Source organism: Arthrobacter echini, assembly GCF_008107445.1.
Lineage (GTDB): Bacteria > Actinomycetota > Actinomycetes > Actinomycetales > Micrococcaceae > Arthrobacter_D > Arthrobacter_D echini_A.
Genome location: NZ_VSLD01000003.1, coordinates 324,812 through 349,720 on the forward strand (window position 1 = coordinate 324,812; position 24,909 = coordinate 349,720).

The 24,909-nt window shown below is 69.8% G+C and carries 21 protein-coding genes; 19 read left to right on the forward strand and 2 right to left on the reverse strand.

What is annotated here, in order from left to right; genetic code table 11:
- The first annotated feature begins 262 nt into the window (after positions 1-262).
- The 3 genes from FQ377_RS08475 (at position 263) to FQ377_RS08485 (ending at position 4,108) form a co-directional block, all read left to right on the forward strand.
- Positions 263-1,201 carry a PP2C family protein-serine/threonine phosphatase gene (locus FQ377_RS08475; protein ID WP_148600801.1) on the forward strand — a complete coding sequence of 313 codons (939 nt, stop codon included), beginning with the start codon at positions 263-265 and terminating at the stop codon, positions 1,199-1,201.
- Positions 1,202-1,285: 84 nt separating this feature from the next.
- On the forward strand, positions 1,286-3,610 hold the full coding sequence (gene ligA / locus FQ377_RS08480) for an NAD-dependent DNA ligase LigA (protein WP_148600802.1): 2,325 nt from the start codon (positions 1,286-1,288) through the stop codon (positions 3,608-3,610).
- 33 nt (positions 3,611-3,643) lie between these two features.
- Positions 3,644-4,108, forward strand: coding sequence for a DUF2087 domain-containing protein (locus tag FQ377_RS08485; RefSeq protein ID WP_148600803.1), 465 nt, complete (start codon positions 3,644-3,646; stop codon positions 4,106-4,108).
- A 3-nt stretch (positions 4,109-4,111) separates the two neighbouring features.
- On the opposite strand, the gene FQ377_RS08490 is transcribed toward FQ377_RS08485, so the two are convergent.
- Positions 4,112-5,176, reverse strand: coding sequence for a 2,3-butanediol dehydrogenase (locus tag FQ377_RS08490; protein ID WP_148600804.1), 1,065 nt, complete (start codon positions 5,174-5,176; stop codon positions 4,112-4,114).
- A 229-nt stretch (positions 5,177-5,405) separates the two neighbouring features.
- Between FQ377_RS08490 and FQ377_RS08495 the strand changes: the two genes are divergently transcribed.
- From FQ377_RS08495 to FQ377_RS08545, 11 genes are all read left to right on the forward strand, one after another.
- A complete protein-coding gene (locus tag FQ377_RS08495; RefSeq protein WP_148600805.1) occupies positions 5,406-5,933 on the forward strand; it encodes a GNAT family N-acetyltransferase in 528 nt (175 codons plus the stop codon).
- Between the two features lie 109 nt (positions 5,934-6,042).
- On the forward strand, positions 6,043-6,339 hold the full coding sequence (gene gatC / locus FQ377_RS08500) for an Asp-tRNA(Asn)/Glu-tRNA(Gln) amidotransferase subunit GatC (RefSeq protein WP_148600806.1): 297 nt from the start codon (positions 6,043-6,045) through the stop codon (positions 6,337-6,339).
- A 3-nt stretch (positions 6,340-6,342) separates the two neighbouring features.
- The gene (gene gatA, locus FQ377_RS08505; RefSeq protein WP_148600807.1) at positions 6,343-7,857 is read left to right on the forward strand and encodes an Asp-tRNA(Asn)/Glu-tRNA(Gln) amidotransferase subunit GatA; all 1,515 of its coding nucleotides are present in this window, start codon (positions 6,343-6,345) and stop codon (positions 7,855-7,857) included.
- The gene (gene gatB / locus FQ377_RS08510; RefSeq protein WP_148600808.1) at positions 7,857-9,371 is read left to right on the forward strand and encodes an Asp-tRNA(Asn)/Glu-tRNA(Gln) amidotransferase subunit GatB; all 1,515 of its coding nucleotides are present in this window, start codon (positions 7,857-7,859) and stop codon (positions 9,369-9,371) included. The genes gatA and gatB overlap by 1 nt, the downstream gene beginning before the upstream one ends.
- Positions 9,372-9,405: 34 nt before the next feature.
- Positions 9,406-10,302: an aminoglycoside phosphotransferase family protein gene (locus tag FQ377_RS08515; RefSeq protein ID WP_148600809.1), complete on the forward strand. Its 897-nt coding sequence runs from the start codon at positions 9,406-9,408 to the stop codon at positions 10,300-10,302.
- 121 nt (positions 10,303-10,423) lie between these two features.
- Positions 10,424-11,467 (forward strand): L-threonine 3-dehydrogenase, encoded by a 1,044-nt coding sequence (gene tdh, locus FQ377_RS08520; RefSeq protein ID WP_148600810.1) that lies wholly within the window; start codon positions 10,424-10,426, stop codon positions 11,465-11,467.
- 14 nt (positions 11,468-11,481) lie between these two features.
- Positions 11,482-12,735 (forward strand): glycine C-acetyltransferase, encoded by a 1,254-nt coding sequence (locus FQ377_RS08525; RefSeq protein WP_148600811.1) that lies wholly within the window; start codon positions 11,482-11,484, stop codon positions 12,733-12,735.
- A 38-nt stretch (positions 12,736-12,773) separates the two neighbouring features.
- Positions 12,774-13,871 (forward strand): NAD(P)/FAD-dependent oxidoreductase, encoded by a 1,098-nt coding sequence (locus tag FQ377_RS08530; protein ID WP_148600812.1) that lies wholly within the window; start codon positions 12,774-12,776, stop codon positions 13,869-13,871.
- A gap of 197 nt (positions 13,872-14,068) precedes the next feature.
- On the forward strand, positions 14,069-15,058 hold the full coding sequence (locus FQ377_RS08535) for a cation diffusion facilitator family transporter (protein ID WP_148600813.1): 990 nt from the start codon (positions 14,069-14,071) through the stop codon (positions 15,056-15,058).
- A 9-nt stretch (positions 15,059-15,067) separates the two neighbouring features.
- Positions 15,068-15,550 (forward strand): cation:proton antiporter regulatory subunit, encoded by a 483-nt coding sequence (locus FQ377_RS08540; RefSeq protein ID WP_148600815.1) that lies wholly within the window; start codon positions 15,068-15,070, stop codon positions 15,548-15,550.
- Between the two features lie 6 nt (positions 15,551-15,556).
- A complete protein-coding gene (locus FQ377_RS08545; protein ID WP_148600816.1) occupies positions 15,557-16,750 on the forward strand; it encodes a cation:proton antiporter in 1,194 nt (397 codons plus the stop codon).
- A gap of 49 nt (positions 16,751-16,799) precedes the next feature.
- On the opposite strand, the gene hutH is transcribed toward FQ377_RS08545, so the two are convergent.
- Complete coding sequence (gene hutH / locus FQ377_RS08550; protein ID WP_395858477.1) at positions 16,800-18,395, reverse strand: histidine ammonia-lyase; 1,596 nt, start codon at positions 18,393-18,395, stop codon at positions 16,800-16,802.
- Between the two features lie 102 nt (positions 18,396-18,497).
- On the opposite strand from hutH, the gene FQ377_RS08555 reads away from it, so the two are divergent.
- The 5 genes from FQ377_RS08555 to hutI all read left to right on the forward strand — a co-directional run bounded on the left by FQ377_RS08555 (position 18,498) and on the right by hutI (position 24,876).
- A complete protein-coding gene (locus FQ377_RS08555) occupies positions 18,498-19,241 on the forward strand; it encodes an IclR family transcriptional regulator (protein WP_148600817.1) in 744 nt (247 codons plus the stop codon).
- The gene (locus FQ377_RS08560; protein WP_148600818.1) at positions 19,238-20,935 is read left to right on the forward strand and encodes a urocanate hydratase; all 1,698 of its coding nucleotides are present in this window, start codon (positions 19,238-19,240) and stop codon (positions 20,933-20,935) included. Before FQ377_RS08555 ends, FQ377_RS08560 begins: the two co-directional genes overlap by 4 nt.
- A gap of 70 nt (positions 20,936-21,005) precedes the next feature.
- Positions 21,006-22,229, forward strand: coding sequence for an allantoate amidohydrolase (locus FQ377_RS08565; protein WP_148600819.1), 1,224 nt, complete (start codon positions 21,006-21,008; stop codon positions 22,227-22,229).
- On the forward strand, positions 22,226-23,686 hold the full coding sequence (locus FQ377_RS08570; protein ID WP_148600820.1) for a formimidoylglutamate deiminase: 1,461 nt from the start codon (positions 22,226-22,228) through the stop codon (positions 23,684-23,686). The genes FQ377_RS08565 and FQ377_RS08570 overlap by 4 nt, the downstream gene beginning before the upstream one ends.
- Positions 23,686-24,876: an imidazolonepropionase gene (gene hutI / locus FQ377_RS08575; protein ID WP_148600821.1), complete on the forward strand. Its 1,191-nt coding sequence runs from the start codon at positions 23,686-23,688 to the stop codon at positions 24,874-24,876. The genes FQ377_RS08570 and hutI overlap by 1 nt, the downstream gene beginning before the upstream one ends.
- Positions 24,877-24,909: the final 33 nt, after the last annotated feature.

Consider the following 24,909-nt stretch of genomic DNA (forward strand, 5'->3'; position numbering starts at 1 on the left):
CCGGGCACTCCCTCCCACCGCTCGGCGTCGCAGAATGGGATCGACGCCCAGGGTTCGTCAGCTTCGTCCCTTCGCTCCCATCATTGATGCCCGTCGGGTGGGATCTAGAGCTCTGACCCTCTGTGCGGCATCGCTGAGTGGGATCCAAGCGCAGCGCTTCCGGACTACGGGGGAGGCGGAGGGCAGAATGGGACCATGCCAGTCTGCCGAGCCTTCCCCGAAGGCACCAGCCCAGCTCCCGGCTCGAACCACGGGATCCGTCATGCGTGAACGGCAGGTGCACGGCGCGCACGCCATCGACATCACGCCTGCTGCGCTCGCCCCGGATCCGGGCGGGAGCTCGGCCCCACCCGCGGAGGACGGCGGGAATCAAGCGTCCGGCACCAGCCCCCTCTCAGGGGGAGATGTCCGGCTCACCTATGGCTTCGGGACGGATGTGGGCCTGCTCCGGGAGCTCAACGAGGATTCCTTCATCGCCGTGGAGCCGGTCTTCGCCATCGCCGACGGTATGGGCGGGCACGAGGCCGGCGAGGTGGCGAGCAGTATCTGCGTCCGCACCCTCGAGGCCAGCGACATCGCGGGCACCGGGTACGCGCGCGTCTCCGTGGGTGACCTCGAGGACCTGATCGAGCGGGCCGATCACGCCATTCGCGACGAGGCGGGAGGCGATGCGGGGACCACGTTGACGGGGGTGGTGCTGGTCGAGGAGTCCACGATGCCCCACTGGCTGTTCTTCAATGTGGGCGACTCGCGGGTCTACCGCCTGAGCAACGACACCTTCGGCCAGATCACGGTGGATCACTCCGAGGTCCAGGAACTCGTCGACACCGGTCAGCTCACCGAGGAGCAGGCGCGCACCCATCCCAGACGGCATGTCGTGACGCGAGCGCTGGGGGCGGGCGATGACACCGAGGCCGACTTCTGGCTGCTGCCCGTGGAGCAGGGAGATCGTCTGCTCCTGTGCTCCGATGGTCTCAGCGGAGAAGTCACGGACGAGGAGATCTGCGGCATCCTGAGCCTGGCCGGTGATCCACAGGATGCCTGCAACGAGCTGATCACCGCAGCCCTAGGCGCCGGGGCCCGGGACAACGTGACCGTGATCGTCGTCGACGCGACGTTCGGAGGGATGACGGGCAGCGGGGCCCCAGCCGCACCGGTGCGGGGGTTCTTCGCGGCCGACGGCGTCGGCTCGGACGGGTAGCGTAGCCCCCCCCCACCGGTCGCGTTCCAGCACGCGGGTGAGGACCCGGTAGCCCGGCATCGTGCGGTAGGGCAAGATGGAAAAGTGACCCCAGAATCCGGCAGCGCATCGGTAGCAGCCCCTTCCCCGGAGCAGTCCGGCACCCCCGATCACGCTCTCAGGGAGGAGTACGCGCAGCTCGCCGAGGAGATCCGCGCTCACCGGTCCGCCTATTACCAGGACGCGGCGCCCACCATCTCGGACGCCGAGTTCGACGCCCTGTTCCGCAGGCTCGAGGAGCTGGAAGCCCTCCACCCCGAGCTGGTGTCGAACGACTCGCCGTCGCAGGAGGTGGGAGGCGAGGTCTCCTCGGCGTTCACCCCCGTGGATCACCTGGCCCGGATGTACAGCCTCGAGGACGTCTTCTCCCTCGACGAACTCACCGTCTGGCTGGAGCGCGCGACGGCGGGCGTGGAGCAGCGCAGTCCCGGCTCGTCCATCGCGTGGCTGACCGAACTGAAGATCGACGGTCTCGCCGTGAATCTGCTGTACCGCGACGGCGAGCTGGTGCGGGCAGCGACCCGCGGCGACGGCGTCACAGGGGAGGACATCACCCACAACGTCCTGACCATCGCCTCGATCCCGCGCCACCTTGCGGGCAGCGGGCACCCGGAAGAGGTGGAGATCCGCGGCGAGGTCTTCTTCCCCACGAAGGAGTTCGCGCAGCTCAATGAGCGCATGGTCGCCGCGGGCAAGGCGCCGTTCGCCAATCCGCGCAACGCCGCGGCCGGTTCACTCCGGCAGAAGGACCCGGCCATGACGGCGGAGCGTCCGTTGGACATGTACGTGCACGGCATCGGAGCCCGCACGGGGCTCACGGCCGAGACGCAATCCCAGACCTACGACCTGCTGAGGTCCTGGGGTCTGCCCACGTCCCCGTACTACAAAGTTCTCGCGGACCAGCGCGCGGTAGTGGAGTTCATCGAGCACTACGGCGATCACCGCCACGGTCTGCTGCACGAGATCGACGGCATCGTGGTGAAGGTGGACAGCTTCGCGCTGCAGCGGGCCCTGGGCCACACCTCCCGCGTGCCGCGCTGGTCGGTCGCGTACAAGTACCCTCCCGAGGAGGTGAACACGAAGCTGCTGGACATCCTCGTGAACGTGGGGCGGACCGGCCGCGTCACCCCGTTCGGCCTGATGGAGCCCGTCAAGGTCGCCGGCTCCACCGTGAGCATGGCCACCCTGCACAACCAGGAGGTCGTCAAGGCCAAGGGTGTGATGATCGGCGACGTCGTGGTGCTGCGGAAAGCAGGCGACGTCATCCCGGAGATCGTGGGGCCGGTCATGGCCCTGCGCGACGAGAGCGCGGTCCGGGAGTTCGTCATGCCGACCGAGTGCCCGTCCTGCGGGACCACACTGCAACCGGCCAAGGAGGGCGACGTCGACATCCGCTGCCCCAACGCCCGCTCCTGCCCGTCCCAGTTGCGTGAGCGGGTCTTCCATCTCGCCGGACGCGGTGCCTTCGACATCGAGGCGCTGGGCTGGGAGGCGGCGATCGCCCTCACCCAGCCCAGCGAACCCGCCGTTCCGCCCATCACCACCGAGGCGGACATCTTCGATCTCACCCCGGAGAAGCTTGCCGACGTGCGGATCGAACGGGACAAGAAGGTCAAGGGCGTGGTGACCGGCCGCGAGCTCGTCCCCTATTTCTTCTCGAAGGGCACGGCCAAGAAGCCCTCCGAACCGAGCGCCACCACCCGCAAGCTGTTCACCGAGCTCGAGAAGGCCAAGAACCAGCCGCTCTGGCGCGTGCTGGTCGCTCTGTCCATCCGCCATGTGGGACCCACGGCGTCGCGGGCGCTGGCCACCGCGTTCGGATCGATGGAGCGTATCCGCGCAGCGAGCGAGGAGGACCTGGCCAACGTCGACGGCGTCGGGCCCACCATCGCCGTCGCCCTGACCGAGTGGTTCGAGGAGGACTGGCACCGCGAGATCGTGGATCGGTGGGCCGCAGCGGGCGTCCGGATGGAGGACGAGGTCGACGAGAACACACCCCGCACGCTCGAGGGCCTCACCGTCGTCGTGACCGGTTCGCTCGAACGGTACAACCGCGACGAGGCCAAGGAGGCCATCATCGCGCGCGGAGGCAAGGCGTCCGGGTCGGTGTCGAAGAAGACCAGCTACGTGGTGGCGGGTGAGAACGCCGGGACGAAGCTCGAGAAGGCCGAGGCGCTTGGCGTCACGGTGCTGGACGAGGAGGGGTTCATCGACCTCCTCGAGCACGGCCCGGCGGACAGCGCGGCGGAGAGCGCGGCGGAGGCAGCCGACACAGCGGACGACGACGGCGCCACCGTCGGACGTTCCGAGCCCGCCGAAAGCGTCCAGCACGCCGGAAGTGCCGAGCCCCCCGAATCCGACATCACCTGACGCGTCCTTCGCCCGACTCTCCGAGAGAATTCCATGAGCACGCCGTCCTGGCAGCAGATCTTCTCCACCCTGGCCGGAGCCCGCGCGCGGGAGCTGTACGCGCTGGCGGTCCTGCACCAGCCGCTGGGAGCGACGCGCAAGGAGACCCAGCGCCTCGTCGACGCCGGTCTGCTCGGCGCCGACCTCACCGTGGACGAGCAACTCTTCAAAACGGTCCTGGCGGCTGCGGCTCCGAGTACGCCGAGGGGTGTCGACAGGTTCTTCCGCGACGGTCGGATCGACGGGTTGCCACGCGCCGGCCAGGACCGGGCGGATCTGCTCGCCCACCTCGCCGAGCGGCTCCTTCCGGCCGACGAGGAGCTCTCCGAGCCGGAGGTCAACCGACTGATCGCGACCGTCACCCAGGACATCCCGACGCTCCGCCGCGCGCTCGTCGACCACGGGTTGGTGGAGCGCTATCCGGACGGTACGGGATATCGGCGGGTGACCGAGGACTGAGCCCTACTCCATCGCCACGAGGATCTTCACTTCTTCACCGGTGTTGTCCAGCAGGCGCTTGATGCCCTTCTCGACGATGTCCTCAGGCTTGATCTTCGAGGTGATGAACGGCGCCAGGTCGATTTTGCCCTCCTGCACCAGCCGGATGGCCTCCGGATGGTTGTTCGCGTACCCGATGCAGCTGGACAGGACGCGCTCCTGCATCGTCAGAGCATCCGTGATGTCGAGCTCGACGGGCTTCGAGTGGAGGGCGATCACTTCCAGCCGGCCACCGGCGGCGAGCACTCCGAGCAGCTGACCGACGACGACGCCCACCCCAGCGGCGTCGAAGGCCACGTCCGCTCCGGCGCCGTCGGTGAGGTCCGCGACCACCGCAGCAAGATCTTCGCTGGACGGGTCGACGACGGTATCGGCGACACCTGCCGACAGAGCTTTCTCCCGACGTGTCTTCGAGACCTCACTGACAATTGTCGTGATCCCCTTCGCCTTGAGCACCGCGGCCGTGAGGAGGCCAATAGGACCCGCGCCACCGACAACAGCGGTTTGACCGGCCGTGGCACCGGCGTGCTCGACCGCGTGCACACAGACAGCCAGCGGCTCGATCATCGCAGCCTGGTCGAGTGGCATGTCGCCGATCCGATGAACCCATTGCTGCTCCACCACGATCTGTTCGCTCAAACCTCCACCGCCCCCCGAGATGCCGACGAATCCCATCTGCTCGCACAGGTTGTACTTACCTTTGCGGCATGCAGGACACGTGCCGTCGACCATGAGCGGTTCGACGACGACCGAGTCGCCGATCGAGATTCCGTCCACACCCTCGCCGACCTCGTCGACGACACCGGAGAACTCGTGACCGAGCACCACGGGCAGGGTCTCCCCGGAGAGCGGGTGCGGCTGCTCGGTGGACGGAGCCGGAGGAATGGGACCGTCCTGGTACAGGTGGAGGTCACTCCCGCAGATGCCGTTGAACGCGGGTTTGATCCTGACGCTTCCGGGTCGTACCTGCGGCGCCTCGACGTCCTCGATGCGTAGATCTTCCTTGCCGTAGTACATGACGGCCTTCATGACTCTCCCTTCATCAGGCCCTGTGGACCTACGATTCATGTGAATTGCACAAACCACCTTGAATTGTACGTGATATCAATAATGATTTCCACAGGGGATTATCGGATGAGCAGGTCCACGCTATTATTCCCAACTAATTCTCCGTCAATTCCCCGATAATGCGTCAGTGCAGATCCGCCGTCGGGAGTGGGGGCGTCGGCCCTTTGGTTTCCCATGGCAAAATAGGCCGGTGACCACAGCGCCCACGCCGCCGACCGACTCCGCCACCACCATCCGCCCCGTCCGTCCCGAGGACTACGACGACGTCCGGCGCATCACGCGCGACGCCTACCTCGAGGCCGGCTACTTCACCGATGCGGCCCACCCCTACGTCGTCGTCCTGTCCGACATCGAGCACCGCGCCCAGCACGCGGAGGTCTGGGTGGCAGAGCGGGGCGGTACCGTCGTCGGATCGGTCGCGCTCACGTTCGCGGGCCAGCGGTACACGGACATCGCGGTCGAGGGCGAGCTGGAGTTCCGCATGCTGGCCGTGGATCCCATGGTTCAGCGGGGCGGGATCGGCCGCGCGATGGTGGAGCGCATCATCGAGCACGCGCGTGCGCTGCCCGGCATCGAGGCCGTGAGCCTGACCAGTGGCTCCGACATGGTGCGCGCCCACCGGCTGTACCTGTCGATGGGCTTCACCCGGGTTCCCGAGCGGGACTGGGAAGTCCCGAACGAGGACATCCTGCTCTGGGTGTTCCGCCTGCCGCTCTGAGCTTCCCGCGCACCGGACCGAGCCGGTCCCGCGCACCTCGCGTGCCGCGCCCCGCCGTGCCAGCACTAGACTGGATGCAGAAATCCACTCCGACTTCCAGGGGAGATCCATGGCTGAGATCAACCGGGACGACGTCGCGCATCTGGCGCGTCTCGCCCACATCGACATGTACGACGACGAACTCGACCGCATGGCCGGAGAGCTCGCCGTGATCGTCGATTCCGTCAAGAGCATCAGCGAGGTGGCGGGCGACGACGTGCCCGCCACGAGCCACCCGATCCCCCTGAGCAATGTGTTCCGCGAGGACGTGGTGGGCGCGACGCTCACGAACGAGGAAGCGCTCCTGGGCGCACCCGACAACGCCGACGGCCGGTTCAGGGTCCCGGCCATCCTGGACGGGGAGTAGACCATGACAGACCTGACCCGGTTCTCCGCCGACGCCCTCTCCCGGAAGCTCGCGTCGAAGGAGGTCTCCGCCGTCGAGGTGACGCAGGCCCATCTCGACCGCATCGATGCCGTGGACGGCGCCATCAACGCCTTCCTGCACGTCAACGCCGACGAGGCGCTGCGTGTCGCCGCCGAGGTCGACCGCGCCCGGGCCGGCGCGGAGACCCTGCACCCGCTGGCCGGCGTGCCCATCGCGGTGAAGGACCTGATCGTGACGCGAGGCCAGCCCACCACGGCGGGCTCGAAGATCCTCGAGGGCTGGCAGAGCCCGTACGACGCAACGGTCGTGAGCAAGCTCCGCGCCGCGCGGATGCCGCTCCTCGGCAAGACCAACCTCGACGAGTTCGCCATGGGTTCCTCGACCGAGCACTCCGCCTACGGTCCCACGCGCAACCCCTGGGATCTGGACCGCATCCCCGGCGGTTCCGGCGGAGGGTCGGCTGCCGCCGTCGCCGCCTTCGAGGCACCGCTGGCACTCGGCACCGACACGGGCGGTTCCATCCGCCAGCCCGGCGCCGTCACGGGGACCGTCGGGGTGAAGCCCACCTATGGCGGGGTCTCCCGCTACGGGGCCATCGCCATGGCGTCCTCGCTCGACCAGATCGGCCCCGTCTCGCGCACGGTCCTGGACAGTGCCCTGCTGCACGAAGTGATCGGCGGGCACGACCCCCAGGACTCGACGTCGCTCACCGACCCGGTCGGTGCGCTCGTGGAGGCGGCCCGCAGGGGCGAGGTCGAGGGCATGCGCATCGGCGTCATCAAGGAACTGCAGGGTGAGGGCTACCAGGCGGGGGTGCTCACGCGCTTCCAGGAGGCGCTGGAGCTCCTCCGCTCCGCCGGCGCCGAGATCGTGGAGGTCTCCTGCCCCAATTTCCGGTACGCACTCGGCGCCTACTACCTGATCATGCCGTCGGAGGCTTCGAGCAATCTGGCCAAGTACGACGGCGTCCGCTTCGGTCTGCGCGTGGTGCCGGACGGCGCTCCGACGATCGAGCGCGTGATGGGTGCCACCCGCGCCGCCGGTTTCGGCGACGAGGTCAAGCGCCGCATCATCCTGGGCACCTACGCGCTGAGCGCCGGCTACTACGACGCGTACTACGGCTCTGCGCAGCAGGTACGTACGCTCATCCAGCGCGATTTCGCCGCTGCCTTCGAACAGGCCGACGTGCTCATCTCGCCCACCGCGCCGACCACCGCCTTCAAGCTGGGGGAGAAGCTGGGAGATCCGCTGGCCATGTACCTCAACGACGTCGCCACGATACCGGCGAATCTGGCGGGCATCCCCGGCCTCTCGGTACCGGGCGGACTCGCGGACGAGGACGGCCTGCCGGTGGGGATCCAGTTCCTCGCTCCAGCCCGTCAGGACGCGCGGCTCTACCGCGTGGGGGCCGTCCTCGAGGCGTTGCTCGAAGAGTCGTGGGGCGGACCGCTGCTGTCCAGGGCCCCGGAGATCACAGAGATTGCAGGTGGGAAGTAATGACTGCTGGTACCGATGAGGTCCTCTCCTTCGACGAGGCCATGGAGAAGTACGATCCCGTGCTCGGGTTCGAGGTCCACGTGGAGCTCAACACGAGGACCAAGATGTTCTCCTCCGCGCCGAACGCCTTCGGGGACGTGCCGAACACCAACGTGACGCCGGTGGATCTGGGTCTGCCCGGGGTGCTGCCCGTGGTCAACGGCGTTGCCGTGGAATCGGCGATCAAGATCGGTCTCGCGCTGAACTGCAGCATCGCCGAGAAGTGCTATTTCGCCCGGAAGAACTATTTCTACCCGGACACCCCGAAGAACTTCCAGACCTCCCAGTTCGAGGACCCGATCGCGTACGACGGGTCCATCGACATCGAACTCGCCGACGGCACGGTGTTCACGGTGGAGATCGAGCGCGCCCACATGGAGGAGGATGCCGGGAAGCTCACGCACGTGGGTGGTTCCACGGGCCGCATCCAGGGCGCCGAATACTCGCTCGTGGACTACAACCGGGCCGGGGTCCCGCTGATCGAGATCGTCACCAAGCCGATCGAGGGGGCAGGAGCACGGGCTCCCGAGCTCGCGAAGGCCTACGTCGCAGCGATCCGCGAGATCGTGAAGAATCTCGGTGTCTCCGATGCGCGCATGGAGCGCGGCAACGTGCGCTGCGACGCGAACGTCTCGCTCCGTCCGCACGGCCGCGAGCAGTTCGGCACGCGCACCGAGACGAAGAACGTGAACTCGCTGCGCGCCGTCGAGCATGCCGTCCGCTACGAGATCCAGCGGCACGCCGCTGTACTCGATTCCGGTACCCCGATCCTCCAGGAGACGCGTCACTGGCACGAGGACACCCGCTCCACGACGTCGGGGCGCCCCAAGTCCGATGCCGACGACTACCGGTATTTCCCCGAGCCTGATCTGGTACCCGTGGTGACGGACGAGGCATGGATCGAGACGCTGCGCGCTTCGCTGCCCGAGCCTCCCGCCGAACGACGCAAACGCCTCCAGGCCGACTGGGGCTACTCCGACGCCGAGTTCCGGGATGTGGTCAACGCCGGCGTGATGACCTCGATCGAGGACACCGTCGCCGCCGGGGTGGGCGCCGTCGCCGCTCGCAAGTGGTGGATGGGCGAGATCTCGCGTCGCGCGAAGCTCGCCGACGTCGAGCCCTCCGAGCTCGGTGTCACACCCGAGCTGGTGGTGGAGCTCCAGGGCCTCATCGATGCCGGGAAGATCAACGACAAGCTCTCGCGCGACGTGCTCGACGGCGTCCTCGCGGGGGAGGGCACACCCGCCGAGGTCGTGGAGCAGCGCGGCCTCGCCGTCGTGTCCGACGACGGCCCGCTGCTCGACGCGATCGACGGCGCACTGGCGGCCCAGCCCGACGTGGCCGACAAGATCCGTGGCGGCAAGATCCAGGCCGTCGGCGCGATCGTGGGCGGGGTCATGAAGGCCACCCGCGGCCAGGCCGACGCCGGACGCGTACGCGAGCTCATCCTGCAGCGCCTCGGCGTCGAGGGCTGACTCCGCCCCGCGTGAGGACTCCAGGGAGGGCACGATGGCGCTGATGCCGCCGGCGGAGGTTCACCTCACACCCTCCCTCGTCGCCTCGTTGCTCGCCGACCAGCACCCCGAGCTGGCGGCTCTGCCGCTCACCTACGCGGGCCACGGCTGGGACAACACCCTGTTCCGGCTGGGAAATGATCTGGTGGCGCGGCTCCCGCGGCGCGAGGTGGCCGAGCCGCTCATGGTTGCGGAGCAGCGGTGGTTGCCGGACCTCGTGAACGGGCTGGACGTGCCGACGTCGGCGCCGCTGGCCACGGGCGTGCCGGGCGCCGGTTACCCGTGGCACTGGTCGGTCTGCCGCTGGATCGAGGGCTCGAGTGGTAACACCGTCCCGCGCTCCGGTCGCGGAGCAGCAGCGCCTGCGCTCGCGCGGTTCCTCGTCCACGTCCAACGCCCTGCCCCGCCCGATGCGCCCGTGAGTCCGGTGGGGCGCGGTGGCCCGCTCGCTGCGCGCGACGCCGTCGTGCATGCGCGCCTCCGGTCGCTGCCGGATGTGCCCACCGATCGTCTGCTGGAGGTGTGGGCCGCGGCTCTCGCCGCACCGCCCTGGTCCGCTGCGCCGCTCTGGCTGCACGGCGATCTCCATCCGGCGAACACGGTCCTCGCCCCCGACGGCGCCCTGGCCGGCGTCGTCGACTTCGGTGATCTGTGCTGTGGGGACCCGGCCACGGATCTGGCCGCAGCCTGGCTGCACTTCGATGCCGTCGGCCGGGCAGCGTTCCGTGCGGAGCTGGAGCGCCTCCGGCCCACGGATGCGGAGACCTGGACGAGGGCGCGGGGGTGGGCTCTGAGTATCGGCAGCGCCCTGCTCGCCTCCTCGTCCGACGCGCCGACCCTGTTCGAACTCGGCGCGGAGACCCTCGCCGCCGTGCTCGAGGACGAAGGATGACCGGATCGGGCTCGCGTGCCGCTGATATCGTTGCATCCGGGCACATCCCGCCCGGTACTCGCACCGCCCGGACCCGGCCCACACCGCCACGGTCCGGACGCGGTATGGAAGGAACTGTCCGGTGAAGGCGCTGTACAAATCCGGGGCGCACCCCGGTTTCGAACTCGTGGACCGACCCGAGCCCGAGGCGGGACCCGGTGAGGTCAAGATCCGGGTCATGACCACCGGTATCTGCGGCACCGATCTCCACATCGAGAGCTGGGATTCCTGGGCACAGGGCATGATCGAGGCCCCGCTGATTCCCGGCCACGAGTTCTACGGCGAGGTGGTGGCCCTCGGCGACGGTATCCGCGATGTACGGGTGGGCGATCGTGTCTCCGGCGAGGGGCACATCGTCTGCGGGATCTGCCGCAACTGCCGGGCCGGGCGCCGCCAGATGTGCATCCGGACCTCCAGCGTCGGGGTGCAGCGCGATGGCGCCTTCGCGGAGTTCGTCGTCATCCCCGAGACCAACGTCTGGGTCCACGATGCGACCATCACGCCCGAACTCGGCGCCGTGTCCGATCCGTTCGGCAACGCCGTCCACACTGCGCTCAGCTTCCCGCTCGTCGGCGAGGACGTCCTGATCACCGGGGCCGGCCCCATCGGTCTGATGGCCGTTGCGGTGGCCCGCCACGCGGGCGCCCGGAAGATCGCCATCACCGATGTCTCGGCGCCGAGGCTGGCGCTGGCACGCGGTGCCGGAGCGGATCTGGCCATCGACGTCTCCCGGACGCGCATCGCGGACGCCCAGACCGAGCTGGGCATGAAGGAGGGGTTCGACGTCGGGATGGAGATGTCCGGTCACGCCACCGCGCTGCCCGAGATGATCGACAACATGAACCACGGCGGGCGGATCGCGATGCTCGGCCTGCCCGCGGGGCCCATCACCATCGACTGGGGCAAGGTGGTCACACACATGCTCACCCTGAAGGGGATCTACGGGCGCGAGATGTTCGAGACCTGGTACGCGATGAGCGCCATGCTGCAGTCCGACAGGACGCTGCGGGACGCGGTCTCCTCCGTGGTCACCGACTGCCTGCCCGCCGATGAGTGGCAGCAGGGTTTCACCACCGCACGCGACGGCGCGGGCGGCAAAGTGGTCCTCGACTGGACCAAGTTCTAGGAGGCAGGAACACCATGTACACAGCAGTCCGCGACCAGCTCGCCAGTGAACTCGACGACATCCGCGATGCAGGCCTCTTCAAGCACGAGCGGCGCATCACCTCGCCCCAGTCCAGCCACATCATGGCCGGCGCGCTGGATGCCGGCGACGCGAAGGTGCTGAACTTCTGCGCCAACAACTATCTGGGGCTCGCGGACCACCCGGACATCATCGCCGCGGCCAAGACGGCGCTGGACGAGCGCGGCTTCGGGATGGCGTCCGTGCGCTTCATCTGCGGTACGCAGGACCTGCATCTGGAGCTCGAGCAGCGCATGTCCCGGTTCCTCGGGACCGAGGACACCATCCTGTTCTCCTCCTGCTTCGACGCCAACGGCGGGGTCTTCGAGTCGCTCCTGGGCGCCGAGGACGCCGTGATCTCGGACGCGCTGAACCACGCCTCCATCATCGACGGCATCCGCCTGTCCAAGGCCCAGCGCTTCCGCTACGCGAATCGGGACATGGCCGATCTCGAGGCGAAGCTGCAGGAGGCCTCGGGTGCACGGCGTCGGCTGGTGGTCACCGACGGCGTGTTCTCCATGGACGGCTATCTCGCCCCGCTCGATGCCATCTGCGATCTCGCCGAGCGTTATGACGCGATGGTCATGGTCGACGATTCGCATGCTGTCGGCTTCATGGGCCACACCGGGGCGGGAACCCCGGAGCACGCAGGCGTCGCGGACCGCGTGGACATCTTCACGGGCACCTTCGGCAAGGCGCTCGGCGGAGCGTCCGGCGGCTACGTTGCCGCGCGGTCCGAGATCGTCGCCCTCCTGCGCCAGCGTGCGCGGCCGTATCTCTTCTCGAACTCACTGGCTCCGTCGATCGTCTCCGCGACGCTGACCGCACTGGACCTGGTGCAGAACAGCGGCGAGCTGCGCGGGACCCTCACGGCCAACGCCGCTCTGTTCCGCCGCCGGATGACGGAGGAGGGCTTCGAACTGCTCGAGGGCCAACACGCGATCATCCCCGTCATGTTCGGCGACGCCGTGCAGGCCGCCCGCGCCGCCGACGCGATGCTGGCCCACGGTGTCTTCGTCACGGCCTTCAGCTACCCCGTGGTACCGAAGGGTGCGGCACGCATCCGGGTCCAGCTCTCCGCCGCCCATACCCCCGAGGACATCGAGGCCTGCGTCGCAGCCTTCGTGGCCGCACGGGCCGAGATCGCAGCCGAGCACGAGGAACCGGCCACGGACGGCACTCCGGGCGCGCACGTCGGAGGCGCCAGGTAGCCGGTGAGCCTCCACACGCCCGAGCGGGGGAGAGGCGCATGAGGGGCCTCGACTGCGATGTCCTGATCATCGGAGGTGGGATCGCCGGGCTCTCGCTGGCCTCGGCCCTTGCCCCGTTCGCCGCCGTCGTCCTCGTCGAGTCGGAGCCGACGCTGGGGTACCACACGTCATCGCGCTCGGCCCGGCAGCTCATCCCGAGCTACGGCCCGGCCCCGGTCCAGGACCTGACCCGACGCACGCTCGACCTGCTCGCTGACGTCCAGGCAGCCACCGGGCTCGCCCTGACCGCACCGCGGTCCTTCATGCTCGTCGGCTCCGAGTCCGACGTCGCGGCGAAGGCCCACGGATCCATGCGGCAGCTCTCGCACGCCGAGGCGCTCCGTCTGGGCCCGCAGTTGCGGCCGGAGGCATTCACCGCTGCGGCGATCGACACGGACTGCGTGGGCGCCGACACGGATCTGCTCCTCGAGTACCACCGGCGCCGGGCCGGAGACGACGGCGTCATCATCAGCACGAGTGCCCCCGTCACGGCCGCGCGCTTCGACGGGACCACGTGGACGGTCCGGGCGGGCCGGCGGAGCATCGGCGCCGGCGTGGTGGTAAACGCCGCAGGAGCGTGGGCCGACGGCGTCGCCCGCCTGTGCGGGGTGGCGCCCCAGCACCTGCTGCCGTACCGGCGTACCGCTGCCATCGTGGCCGCTGCGAATGCCCCGGCGCCCGGCTCGCCGATGATCGCCGCCGCCGACGACTCGTTCTACTACCGCCCCGATCCGGACGGGATGCTCATCTCACCGAGCGAGACGGAGCTCGCCGAACCGGGTGACGCGCGGCCCAGGCTCGGCGACGTCGATCGTCTCGTCACACGCCTGGGGGCCTGCACCACGCTCGGGATCACTGCGGTCCGGCGCGCGTGGACCGGTCTGCGGACGCAGCGAGACTCGGGTCTGCCGGTCGTGGGCTTCGATCCCGCCCAGCCGGGGTTCTTCTGGCTGGCAGGGCAGGGCGGCTACGGATTCCAGACGTCCTCGGGCATCGCCGAGCTCGCCGTGAGCCTGCTGGCCGACGTCGATCCCGAGGACCTGGGCGCCGATCCAGCCCGGCTCGGTGCCGCCGCCGAGGCGCTCCGGCCCGCGTGAGCGACACGGGATGCCCGCGTGAGCGACACAGGATGCCCGAGCGTGAGCGGCACCGGGTTGCCGGTGCGGAAGCGGTGCCGATCGGTACGCCGGGAGTCCGTAGAGTAGTGCCGGACGCCGCGCCCGGATGGATCGAGGGCCGGCGTCGTCAACGGCTCACCCGCCACTGACGCGGGCAGAAGGAACGGAATCGGATCATGGCAGCTCACGGAGGCAACAAGGCGATCATCGCGGCGCTCGCCGCGAATCTCACCATCGCCGTCCTCAAGTTCGTGGCCTTCGCGCTCACGAGGTCGTCCTCGATGCTGGCGGAAGGCATCCACTCCGTGGCCGACTCCGGCAACCAGGTCCTGCTGCTCGTCGGCGGGAAACGCGCCCAGCGGCAGGCGAGTCCCGAACACCCCTTCGGCTACGGCCGCGAGCGCTACATCTACGCCTTCATCGTCTCGATCGTGCTCTTCAGCGTGGGCGGACTGTTCGCCCTCTACGAGGCGTACCACAAGTACCAGGATCCGCACCCCATCGAGGGCTCCTTCTGGTGGGTGCCCCTGGCCGTCCTGATCGGAGCCATCGTCGCCGAGGGCTTCTCCCTCCGCACCGCCATCAGGGAATCCAACGAGGTGCGCGGCTCCATGGGCTGGGTCCGCTTCGTCCGCACCGCCAAGTCGCCCGAACTGCCGGTGATCCTGCTCGAGGATCTCGGAGCCATCATCGGTCTCGTCTTCGCGCTCTTCGGCGTGAGCATGACCCTCCTGACCGACAACGGCATCTGGGATGCCTTCGGCACAGCGATGATCGGCATCCTCCTGGTGATCATCGCAGCCGTGCTCGCCATCGAGACGAAGAGCCTGCTCCTCGGGGAGTCGGCCTCGAAAGCCGATGTCGCCAAGATCGAGGCGGCCATCGGCAGCGATGGTTCCACCCGGATCATCCATCTCAAGACCCTGCACCTGGGCCCGGACGAACTACTCGTGGCAGCGAAGATCACGGTGGAGAGCAGGGAGAGCGGCACGCAGATCGCAGCGGACATCAACAACGCGGAGCGCCGCATCCGTGCAGCTGTGCCCATCGCCTCCGCCATCTATCTGGAGCCCGATCTGTACCGCCCGGAGACCGACCCGACGCCGGTGGCGAACGGTAGCTCCACGAGGTCCGCAGCGGAGAACGAGGGCTCACTGCCGGACTAGGATGGGCGCATGAACGTCATCGAAACCAGGCTCCCGGGCATCGGCGTGCGGCGCGAGATCGTCACCGGCTCCGGCCGCAGGGTGGGTATCGTCTCGCAGCGCGACGGCGAGCTCGACCTGATCATCTCGAAGGCCAACGATCCCGACGCCTGCATCGCGTCCATCCCGCTGACCGCCGACGAGGGCGCAACCCTCGGCAACCTGCTCGGCTCGCGCCAGCTCGTCGCGCAGCTGACGGAGGAGCACCGGGACCTCCCCGGTATCTCCACCCGGCAGATCCTCGTCGAGCGCGGGTCTCCCTTCGAGAACCGGACACTCGGGGAGACGTGCATGCGCACCCGTTCCGGCGCCTCCCTCGTTGCGGTCCTCCGCTCCGGGCAGGTCCAGGCTTCTCCCGCACCCGATTTCGTCCTCGCCGCCGGCGACCTGCTGGTGGTGGTCGGCACGTCCGAGGGCCTCGACTCTGCAGCGGATATTCTGCGCAACGGCTGAGGACCCGTGCACTCGACCGCCCTGACGCTGATCGAACTAGGCGCCATCCTCCTGTCGCTCGGTATCCTGGGGCGGCTCGCAGGCCGGATCGGGCTCTCTCCCATCCCGCTCTATCTGCTCGGCGGCCTGTTCTTCGGCCGCGGTGGATTCATCGAGCTGGAGGGTGTCCTCACCTTCAGCCAGGTGGGTAGCGAGATCGGCGTGGTGCTCCTCCTGCTCATGCTCGGCCTCGAGTACACGGCCAAGGAACTCGTCACCGGGCTGCGGCAGTCGTGGATGGCCGGCATCGTGGATCTGGTGTTGAACTTCACGCCGGGAGCGCTCGTGGCCGTCATTCTCGGGTGGGGCCCCGTCGGCGCTCTGGTGATGGGCGGCGTCACCTACATCTCGTCCTCCGGTATCGCGGCGAAGGTCATCGGCGATCTGGGCAGGCTCGGCAACCGTGAAACCCCCACGGTCCTGGCCATCCTCGTCTTCGAGGACCTCGCGATGGCCGTCTATCTGCCCGTCCTCACCGCTGTCCTCGCCGGGCTGAGCTTCGCCGGCGGACTCGGGACCGTGGGGATCTCCCTCCTCGTGGTCACGCTCGTGCTCGTCATCGCCCTGCGCTGGGGCAACGCGGTGTCGGCGGTGGTCGACAGCAAGGATCGCGAGGTCTTCCTGCTGACGCTCATCGGCGCGGCCCTCCTCGTGGCCGGTATCGCCTCGGCACTCCAGGTCTCCGCCGCGGTGGGTGCCTTCCTCCTCGGCATTGCGATCTCGGGAGCGACGGCGGAGAACGCGGCGCGCGTCCTCGAACCCCTGCGCGATCTCTTCGCAGCGATCTTCTTCGTGGTCTTCGGCCTGAACACGGACCCGTCGACTATCCCGCCGGTCCTCGGGTTCGCGTTGCTGCTGGCGCTGGCGACGTCCGTCACGAAGATCATGACCGGCTGGTGGGCGGCAGGACGGCAGGGGATCGGGCGCATGGGAAGGGCGCGTGCGGGGACGGCGCTCGTGGCACGCGGTGAGTTCTCGATCGTCATTGCCGGGCTCGCCGTCGCCTCGGGAGCCGTGGTGCCGGACCTCGCGGCCCTGGCCACCACCTACGTGCTGCTGATGGCCGTCATCGGACCCGTCCTGGCCAGACTTGCCGAGCCGGGCATGGAACTCCTCGATCGCCTGACGAGGCGCGCCCTGGGTCCGCTGCCGGCCACCTGAGCCGCAGCGCGGAGCTGCGTCCTCCAGGGGTCCCGGGTCACCTGCAGCGCTACCCCTGAGCTGCAGGGAGCGCCCCGAGAGCGGCCGCGAGCAACGAGCCGTCGTCCACGAGCAGGCGTGCCGCCTCGATCTCCGGCGCCAGGTAGCGGTCCGTCCCGGGCCCTGCGACGTCCTCGCGGAGCCTCGTCCGTGCCGCGGTGATCGGGACGGAGCTGCGCATCCCGCCGGTGGCTCCGGGGCGCCCGGCCGCGCCGCCGTCGCGCATGTCCAGCGCCCGTGCGGCGGTGAGGATCTCGATGGCGAGCACCCGCGTGAGCCCGTCGAGCGCCCGGCGGAGTTTCAGGCCCGCGGCCCAGCCCATGGACACATGGTCCTCCTGCATCGCGGAGGAGGGGATCGAGTCCACGGACGCCGGACTGGCGAGCCGCTTCAGCTCGGAGACGATCCCGGCCTGCGTGTACTGGGCGATCATGTGCCCGGAATCCACGCCCGGGTCATCGGCGAGGAAGGCGTTGAGCCCGTGGCTGCGGGCCTTGTCGAGGAAGCGATCGGTGCGGCGCTCGCTCATCGAGGCGACATCGGCGACGGCGATCGCGAGGAAGTCCAGTACGTAGCCGATCGGTGCGCCGTGAAAGTTCCCGTTGGACTCGATGCGGCCGTCGGGGGTGACCACCGGGTTGTCGATCGCCGACGAGAGCTCGACGGCGGCCACGGACTCGGCGTGTGCGAGGGTGGCGCGGGCGGCCCCGTGGACCTGTGGGGCGCACCGCAGGGAGTACGCGTCCTGGACGCGCGTGAAGCGGTGCCGGCCCGTCTCCGAGGTGAGCTGTTCCGCGATCAGCGGTGAACCCTCGAGCAGCGCGCGGATGGTCGCCGCGGAGGTGACCTGCCCGGGATGGGGGCGCAGGGCGTGGAGATCCGCCGCGAAGACGGCGTCGGTGCCCAGCAGACCCTCGACGCTCATGGCGGCTGCCAGATCCGCGGTGTCCAGCAGGCGGTGCAGATCCGCCGAGGCCAGGATCAGCATCCCCAGCATCCCGTCGGTGCCGTTGATGAGTGCCAGGCCCTCCTTCTCGCGGAGCTCCACGGCAGTGATGCCGGCCGCGGCGAGGGCCTCCGCCGCAGGCAGGCGGACACCGGACCGGTCGCGCACGTGGCCCTCGCCCATGAGGGCCAGGGCCACGTGGGAGAGCGGAGCGAGATCCCCGGAGCAGCCGAGTGAACCGTACTCGCCCACCTCGGGCGTGATCCCGGCGTTCAGCAGGTCCGCGTAGGCCATGGCCACGAGCGGTCGCACCCCGGTCCGGCCGGTGGCCAGTGTGGACAGCCTCCCCAGCATCAGCCCGCGCACCACCTCGTTGTCCACGGCCGCGCCGGAGGACGCCGCGTGGCTGCGGATGAGGCTGCGCTGGAGCTGGCTGCGCTGGTGGAGCGGGATGTTCTTGGTCGCCAGGGCACCGAACCCGGTGGAGACACCGTAGTGCGGCGTGCCGTCGTCCACGAGGGCATCGATGACCGCGCGAGTTGCGGTCATGGCCTCCACGGCCTCGGCCGCCAGTTCGACGGCTGCGCCGCGCCGGGTCACGGCGACGACGTCGGCGGGGGACAGCGGGTGCGGTCCCACGATCACGGTCTGCTGGTTCACGATGAGCCTCGGTTCCCGCGGCCGCGGCCGCTCTTGCCATTGAATGAAAATCAAGTTTCAATAAGTGAAATACATGGAGAACCTGAAAGCAAGGACGGCACCGTGGCTGAATCCTCGACCCGCACCGTGGAGCGCGCGCTCGTCCTGCTCGGTGCGGTCTGCGACGCCGGCTCGCTCTCGCTCACGGATGCTGCGCGCCGGGCCGACCTCTCGGCGTCGACGGCGCTGAGGCTCCTGCGCACCCTCGAGGGCACAGGCTTCGTGAGACGCGACACCGAGGGAGGGTATCGCCCCGGACTCCGCGTGGTTCAACTCGGAGCACAGGCACTGGGTCACGAGTCCCTCGTGTCCCTGGCCGGGCCGGCCCTCGACCGGCTGGTCGAGCTGACGGGAGAATCGGCCTATCTGAGCGTCCGGTCGCACGACGGCGCCGCCGTCTACCTGGCGATGCGCGAGGGCACGCACTCCGTCCGCCATGCGAGCTGGGTGGGGAGGAGCATCCCGCTGGAGGGAACCGCCGTCGGAGCGGTCCTCGAGGGTGAGCTGCCCGCCGAGGGTTTCGTCGCCGTGCGGAACGGCCTGCAGGCGGATGTCACAGCCATCGCGGCGCCCGTCACGGTCGGCCACGGCGGAAGCACGCGCGTCGTCGCCGTCATCTCCGTCATCGCGCCGTCCTACCGGGTCACTCCGGAGCTCGTCGCGACGATCGGACGCCGCGTCGGAGCAGAGGCATCGACCGTCCTGGGGGGAGGGTCCGGAACATCAGCTGATCCGGCCACCACGGGGCGGACGGACAAAGAGTACACCGGGACCGGCGGCACAGCCGCCAAGGAGGACATCGCATGAGCCAGTCATTCACCCAGCACGACCCCACGCGCTCCATCCGTGCAGCCCGCGGCACGGAACTCTCCGCCAGATCATGGCAGACCGAGGCTCCGCTGCGCATGCTGATGAACAATCTCGACCCCGAGGTGGCTGAACGCCCCGAGGATCTCGTGGTCTACGGCGGAACCGGGCGGGCCGCACGCTCGTGGGAAGCCTTCGACGCCATCACGCGCACGCTGGAGACGCTCGAGGACAACGAGACGCTCCTGATCCAGTCCGGCAAGCCCGTGGGTGTCTTCACCACCAACCGCTGGGCTCCGCGCGTGCTGATCGCGAACTCGAACCTGGTGGGCGACTGGGCCACCTGGCCCGAGTTCAGGCGCCTGGAGGCGGAGGGTCTCATGATGTACGGGCAGATGACCGCCGGCTCGTGGATCTACATCGGGACGCAGGGCATCCTGCAGGGGACCTACGAGACCTTCGGCGCGATCGGCCGGAAACTGTACGCGGACGACGGCGGCACCCTCGCCGGAACGCTGACGCTCACCGGGGGCTGCGGGGGCATGGGAGGGGCCCAACCGCTGGCCGTGACCCTCAACGGGGGTGCCTGCCTGATCATCGACGTCTCCGAGGAACGGCTGCGCCGGCGCGCCGGTAAGCGCTATCTCGACGAGGTGGAGACGGATCTCGAGACTGCGCTGGGGAAGGTGCTGGCCGCGAAGACCGAGCGGCGAGCCCTGTCCGTGGGCTATGTGGGCAACGCCGCGGAGGTCTTCCCCGCGCTGCTGCGGCGCCACCGCGCAGGCGAGTTCACCATCGACATCGTCACCGACCAGACCAGCGCCCACGATCCGCTGAGCTACCTGCCCGTGGAGTACACGCCCGACCAGTGGGACGACGAGGCCACGGCGGATCCGATCGGCTTCACGAAGAAGGCCCAGGAGTCCATGGCGGTCCAGGTCGAGGCCATGGTGGGCTTCCAGGACGCCGGGGCCGAGGTCTTCGACTACGGCAACTCCATCCGCGACGAGGCACGGCAGGGCGGCTTCACCCGGGCCTTCGACTTCCCGGGGTTCGTCCCGGCCTACATCCGGCCCCTGTTCTGCGAGGGTCTCGGACCGTTCCGCTGGGTGGCGCTGTCCGGGGACCCGGAGGACATCCGCGTCACCGACGCGGCGCTGAAGGAGCTCTTCCCCGACAACGCGCATCTGCACCGCTGGCTCGACGCCGCCGCGGAGCACGTCGAGTTCGAGGGTCTTCCCGCCCGGATCTGCTGGCTGGGTTACGGCGACCGCACGAAGGCCGGACTGCTGTTCAACCGACTCGTCGCCGAGGGCACGGTGTCGGCTCCGCTGGTGATCGGCCGCGATCACCTCGATTCGGGGTCGGTCGCCTCGCCCTATCGTGAGACGGAGTCGATGCTGGACGGCTCCGACGCCATCGCGGACTGGCCGCTGCTCAACGCGCTGACCGCCGCCTCCTCCGGGGCCACCTGGGTGTCGATCCACCACGGCGGGGGCGTCGGCATCGGCCGGTCCATCCACGCCGGCCAGGTGTGCGTCGCCGACGGCACCGAGCTCGCCGCGGCGAAGCTCGAGGCCGTCCTGACCAACGACCCGGGGATGGGCGTCATCCGCCACGTCGATGCCGGCTACCCCGAGGCCGCCGCCGTCGCCGCGGAGCGTGGCGTCCGCATCCCCATGCACGAGGGCTGACCCGTTGGACACCTGACTCCGGTCCGTCCCCGACCACCCATCACCCAGTTCCTGATCGGAGCGTCACCAGATGCCAACCACCACCGTCAGCTCACTGCTCGACACGATCGACGACGTCGGGCGTGACCCGGCCCGCGGCGGCTACTCGCGCGGCGTCCACACCCCGGCGGAGGCGACCCTGCGCGAGTGGTTCCAGGCCGAGGCCGGTCGGCGGGGCCTGGCCGTGGAGACCGATCGCAACGGGATCCTGTGGGCCTGGTGGGATGCGACAGGGACGCGCGAGGGAGCCCTCGTCACGGGCAGCCACCTCGACTCGGTGCCCGGGGGTGGCGCCTTCGACGGACCGCTCGGGGTGGCCTCGGCACTGGTCGCCCTGGACCTGCTGCGCGAGCGCGGGGTGCAGCCGCGCCGTTGCCTCGCCGTCGCCGTCTTCCCGGAGGAGGAGGGCTCGCGCTTCGGGGTGTCCTGCCTCGGCTCCCGCCTGCTCACCGGCACCCTCGATGCCGACCATGCACGCTCGCTGAAGGACGCCGACGGCACCACCTTCGCCGAGGCCTCCCGTGCCGCGGGAATCGATCCCGCGCACCTCGGCCGGGACGAGGAGGCGATCGGGCGCATCGGCGACTTCGTGGAACTCCACGTGGAGCAGGGCCGAGGACTGATCGATCTCGATTCCGCCGTCGCCATCGGTTCCACCATGCTGGGTCACGGCCGCTGGCGCCTGTCCATCACCGGCCAGGGCAACCACGCCGGCACCACGCTCATGTCCGATCGCGCCGACCCCATGATCGCTGCGGCCCAGGTGGTCCTCGCGGCGCGGAAGATCGCTGCGGAGCAGGACGGCGCCCGGGCCACGGTGGGCCGGCTCCAGCCGGTCCCGGGTGGGACGAACGTCATCGCGTCCCGCGTGGACCTGTGGCTCGACATCCGCCACGAGGACGACGCCGTCACGGCCACGCTCATCGAGAGGATCCACGGCCAGGCCCAGAAGATCTGCGCCTTCGAGGGCTGCCGCGCCACGCTGACCGAGGAGTCGCACAGCGGCACCGTGCACTTCGACGGCGCCCTCCAGCGCACCCTCGGCAACGCACTGGCGCGCTCCTTCCCGGGAGCCCCGACGCTGCCCACGGGCGCAGGGCACGACGCCGGGATCCTCGGGTCCGTAGCCCCCACGGCCATGCTGTTCGTCCGCAATCCGACCGGCATCAGCCATTCGCCCGAGGAGTTCGTGGAGCGCGACGACGCCGACGCCGGCGCACTAGCGCTCGCGGATGTGCTCGAGGACCTGCTGTGACACAGCAGGTCCTCGCACAGGCGAGCGGATCCGAGGGGCTCGCTCCGGATGACCGGGCCGTCTGGTGCGAGTACGCCTGGCTCGGCACGGAGGGCATCGGTGCTGCCGTGCGCATCCAGATCGACGCCGAGGGGTACGTGAGCAGTGTGCTGCCGGGAGTACCGGCGCAGGAGGGCGACGTGGTCCTCCAGGGGGTCGTCTTCCCCGCAGCGGCCAACGCCCACTCCCACGCCTTCCATCGCGCGCTCCGCGGACGGACCCACGACCGCGGCGGGACCTTCTGGACGTGGCGGGAGACGATGTACGCCGTGGCGGGAGCACTGACCCCGGAGCTCTACGAGGAGCTCGCCACCGCCGTCTACGCCGAGATGGTCGCGGCGGGCTGGACGAGCGTCGCCGAGTTCCACTACGTCCACCACCTCCCGGACGGCACGCCGTACGGCCAGGGGACCGGTCAGCCCCACGCCATGGAGCTCGCCCTCGCTCGCGCCGCGGTGCGGGCCGGCATCCGCCTGACCCTGCTGGACACCTGCTATCTCGCCGGCGGCTTCGGGCAGCCGCTCGAGGACGGTCAGCGCCGGTTCTCCGACGGCACGGCCGAGCGGTGGCTCGAGCGGCTCGGCGCGTTGCGCGAGACCGTCGCCGCCCTCCACCCGGAGCACCTGGTGTCGGTCGGCGCAGCACTGCACTCGGTCCGCGCCGTCCCCGAGCGGGACCTCGCCGTGATCGCGCACCACCTGCCGGAGGCTCTGCCGCTCCACGTCCATCTCTCCGAGCAACCCGCGGAGAACGCGGACTGCCTCGAGGCGACGGGTCTGACGCCCACCGGCCTGCTCCACCGCCACGGACTCGTCCACGAGCGGCTGGCGGTCGTCCACGCCACCCATGCCTCCGGGGAGGACATCGATCTCCTCGGGAACGCCGGCGCCGGCGTCGTCCTGTGTCCCACCACCGAGGCGGATCTCGCCGACGGGCTCGGCCCTGCGGGGCCCCTCCGGGTGGCCGGGGCGACGCTGGCCCTCGGCACCGACCAGCACGCCGTCATCGACCCCTGGCTGGAGCTGCGGGCCCTCGAGCACGGGGAACGGCTCCGCACCGGGACACGCGGCCACTTCGACCCGGAGATCCTGCTCGATATCGCATCGTCCGGCGGAGCGAGGGCACAGGGGCGCCGCGGTGCGGGCATCTGTCCCGGCTCGGTCGCCGATCTCATGGCCGTCGATCCACACACGATGCGCACCGCCGGTTCCACCCGGGATCAACTCGTCTACACGGCTACGGCGCAGGACGTGCGGGCCGTGGTCGTCGGGGGAGTCCTCGTGGCCCGGGACGGTGTCCACACCGCGCTCGGCGACCCGGCCGAGCTGCTGGTCGCCGCCATCGCCCGGCTGGACGGGGTGGCCCGCGACCGGACGCACCGGTTCGTCTCCGACAACCCCACGAGGGAGCACCACTGATGTCACTGCTCATCACCAACCTCGGTGAACTCATGACGCAGGACGCCGAGCACCGTGTCCTCCGCGACGCCGCCGTGGTCCTCGAGGGCGAGCGGATCAGCTGGATCGGCCCCGCGGCGGGAGCCCCGGCTGCGGACGAGTCCTTCGACGCGGGCGGGCGGGCCGGAGTGCCCGGCTGGGTGGACAGCCACACGCACCTCGTCTTCGCCGGCGATCGGACGGCCGAGTTCGAGGCCCGGATGGCGGGGGAGCTCTATGCCGCCGGCGGGATCTCCGTCACCGTCGAGGCGACCCGCGCCGCCACGGACGACGAGCTCACCCGGCTCCTGCTGTCCCGCGTCGAGGAAGCGACAGCCGGCGGGACCACCTACCTCGAGACGAAGACGGGCTACGGCCTCGACGTCGGGCACGAGGCGCGCAGCGCGCGCATCGCCGCCGGGGTCGCGGACGAGGTCACCTTCCTCGGGGCGCACCTCGTGCCGAGGGACTGGGACGCCGACGAGTACACCGATCTCGTCTGCGGGCCCATGCTCGACGCCGTACGACCCTACGTCCGCTGGGCCGACGTGTTCTGCGAGGCGGGTGCCTTCACCCCGGAGCAGTCGCGGCGGGTCCTCCAGGCCTGTGCCGCGGCCGGCCTGGGCCTGCGGGTCCACGGCAACCAGCTCGGACCAGGAGCAGGCACGCGGCTCGCCGTCGAGTTCGGGGCAGCCAGCGTGGATCACGTCAACCACCTGTCCGACGCCGACGTCGACGCGCTCGGGGCCTCCTGGAGCGGAGGTGGCGCCGGCACCGTCGCCACGTGCCTCCCGGCGTGCGATCTCTCCACGCGCCAGCCGTTCCCCCCGGCGCGCAGACTGCTCGAGGCGGGAGCGCAGCTCGCGCTCGCCAGCAACTGCAATCCGGGCACGTCCTACACGAGTTCCATGGGCTTCTGCGTGGCCACGGCGGTGCTGCAGATGGGACTCACCGTGCACGAGGCGGTGCGTGCAGCCACCTTCGGGGGTGCCCTCGCCCTCCGCCGGCACACGGGCGACGACGTCGACGGGCGCAGGGCCGTCGGGTCCCTGGCCGTGGGGCACAGGGCCGACCTGCAGGTGCTGGATGCCCCGTCGGCGTCGCATCTGGCCTACCGTCCCGGGATGCCGCTCGTGCACGCCGTCTGGCGGGCCGGGGTGCGCGTCCGCTAGCTGCACGACCCACGGCGGGGTGGTCAGCGGGGC

What these genes read in the sequence shown, in the direction of transcription:
- FQ377_RS08475 (WP_148600801.1), top strand. Translation starts at nt 263, where the DNA reads ATGCGTGAACGGCAGGTGCACGGCGCGCACGCCATCGACATCACGCCT.
- FQ377_RS08485 (WP_148600803.1), top strand. Translation starts at nt 3,644, where the DNA reads ATGAGCACGCCGTCCTGGCAGCAGATCTTCTCCACCCTGGCCGGAGCC.
- FQ377_RS08490 (WP_148600804.1), bottom strand. Translation starts at nt 5,176, where the DNA reads ATGAAGGCCGTCATGTACTACGGCAAGGAAGATCTACGCATCGAGGAC.
- gatC (WP_148600806.1), top strand. Translation starts at nt 6,043, where the DNA reads ATGGCTGAGATCAACCGGGACGACGTCGCGCATCTGGCGCGTCTCGCC.
- gatA (WP_148600807.1), top strand. Translation starts at nt 6,343, where the DNA reads ATGACAGACCTGACCCGGTTCTCCGCCGACGCCCTCTCCCGGAAGCTC.
- gatB (WP_148600808.1), top strand. Translation starts at nt 7,857, where the DNA reads ATGACTGCTGGTACCGATGAGGTCCTCTCCTTCGACGAGGCCATGGAG.
- FQ377_RS08515 (WP_148600809.1), top strand. Translation starts at nt 9,406, where the DNA reads ATGGCGCTGATGCCGCCGGCGGAGGTTCACCTCACACCCTCCCTCGTC.
- FQ377_RS08525 (WP_148600811.1), top strand. Translation starts at nt 11,482, where the DNA reads ATGTACACAGCAGTCCGCGACCAGCTCGCCAGTGAACTCGACGACATC.
- FQ377_RS08530 (WP_148600812.1), top strand. Translation starts at nt 12,774, where the DNA reads ATGAGGGGCCTCGACTGCGATGTCCTGATCATCGGAGGTGGGATCGCC.
- FQ377_RS08535 (WP_148600813.1), top strand. Translation starts at nt 14,069, where the DNA reads ATGGCAGCTCACGGAGGCAACAAGGCGATCATCGCGGCGCTCGCCGCG.
- FQ377_RS08540 (WP_148600815.1), top strand. Translation starts at nt 15,068, where the DNA reads ATGAACGTCATCGAAACCAGGCTCCCGGGCATCGGCGTGCGGCGCGAG.
- FQ377_RS08560 (WP_148600818.1), top strand. Translation starts at nt 19,238, where the DNA reads ATGAGCCAGTCATTCACCCAGCACGACCCCACGCGCTCCATCCGTGCA.
- FQ377_RS08565 (WP_148600819.1), top strand. Translation starts at nt 21,006, where the DNA reads ATGCCAACCACCACCGTCAGCTCACTGCTCGACACGATCGACGACGTC.
- hutI (WP_148600821.1), top strand. Translation starts at nt 23,686, where the DNA reads ATGTCACTGCTCATCACCAACCTCGGTGAACTCATGACGCAGGACGCC.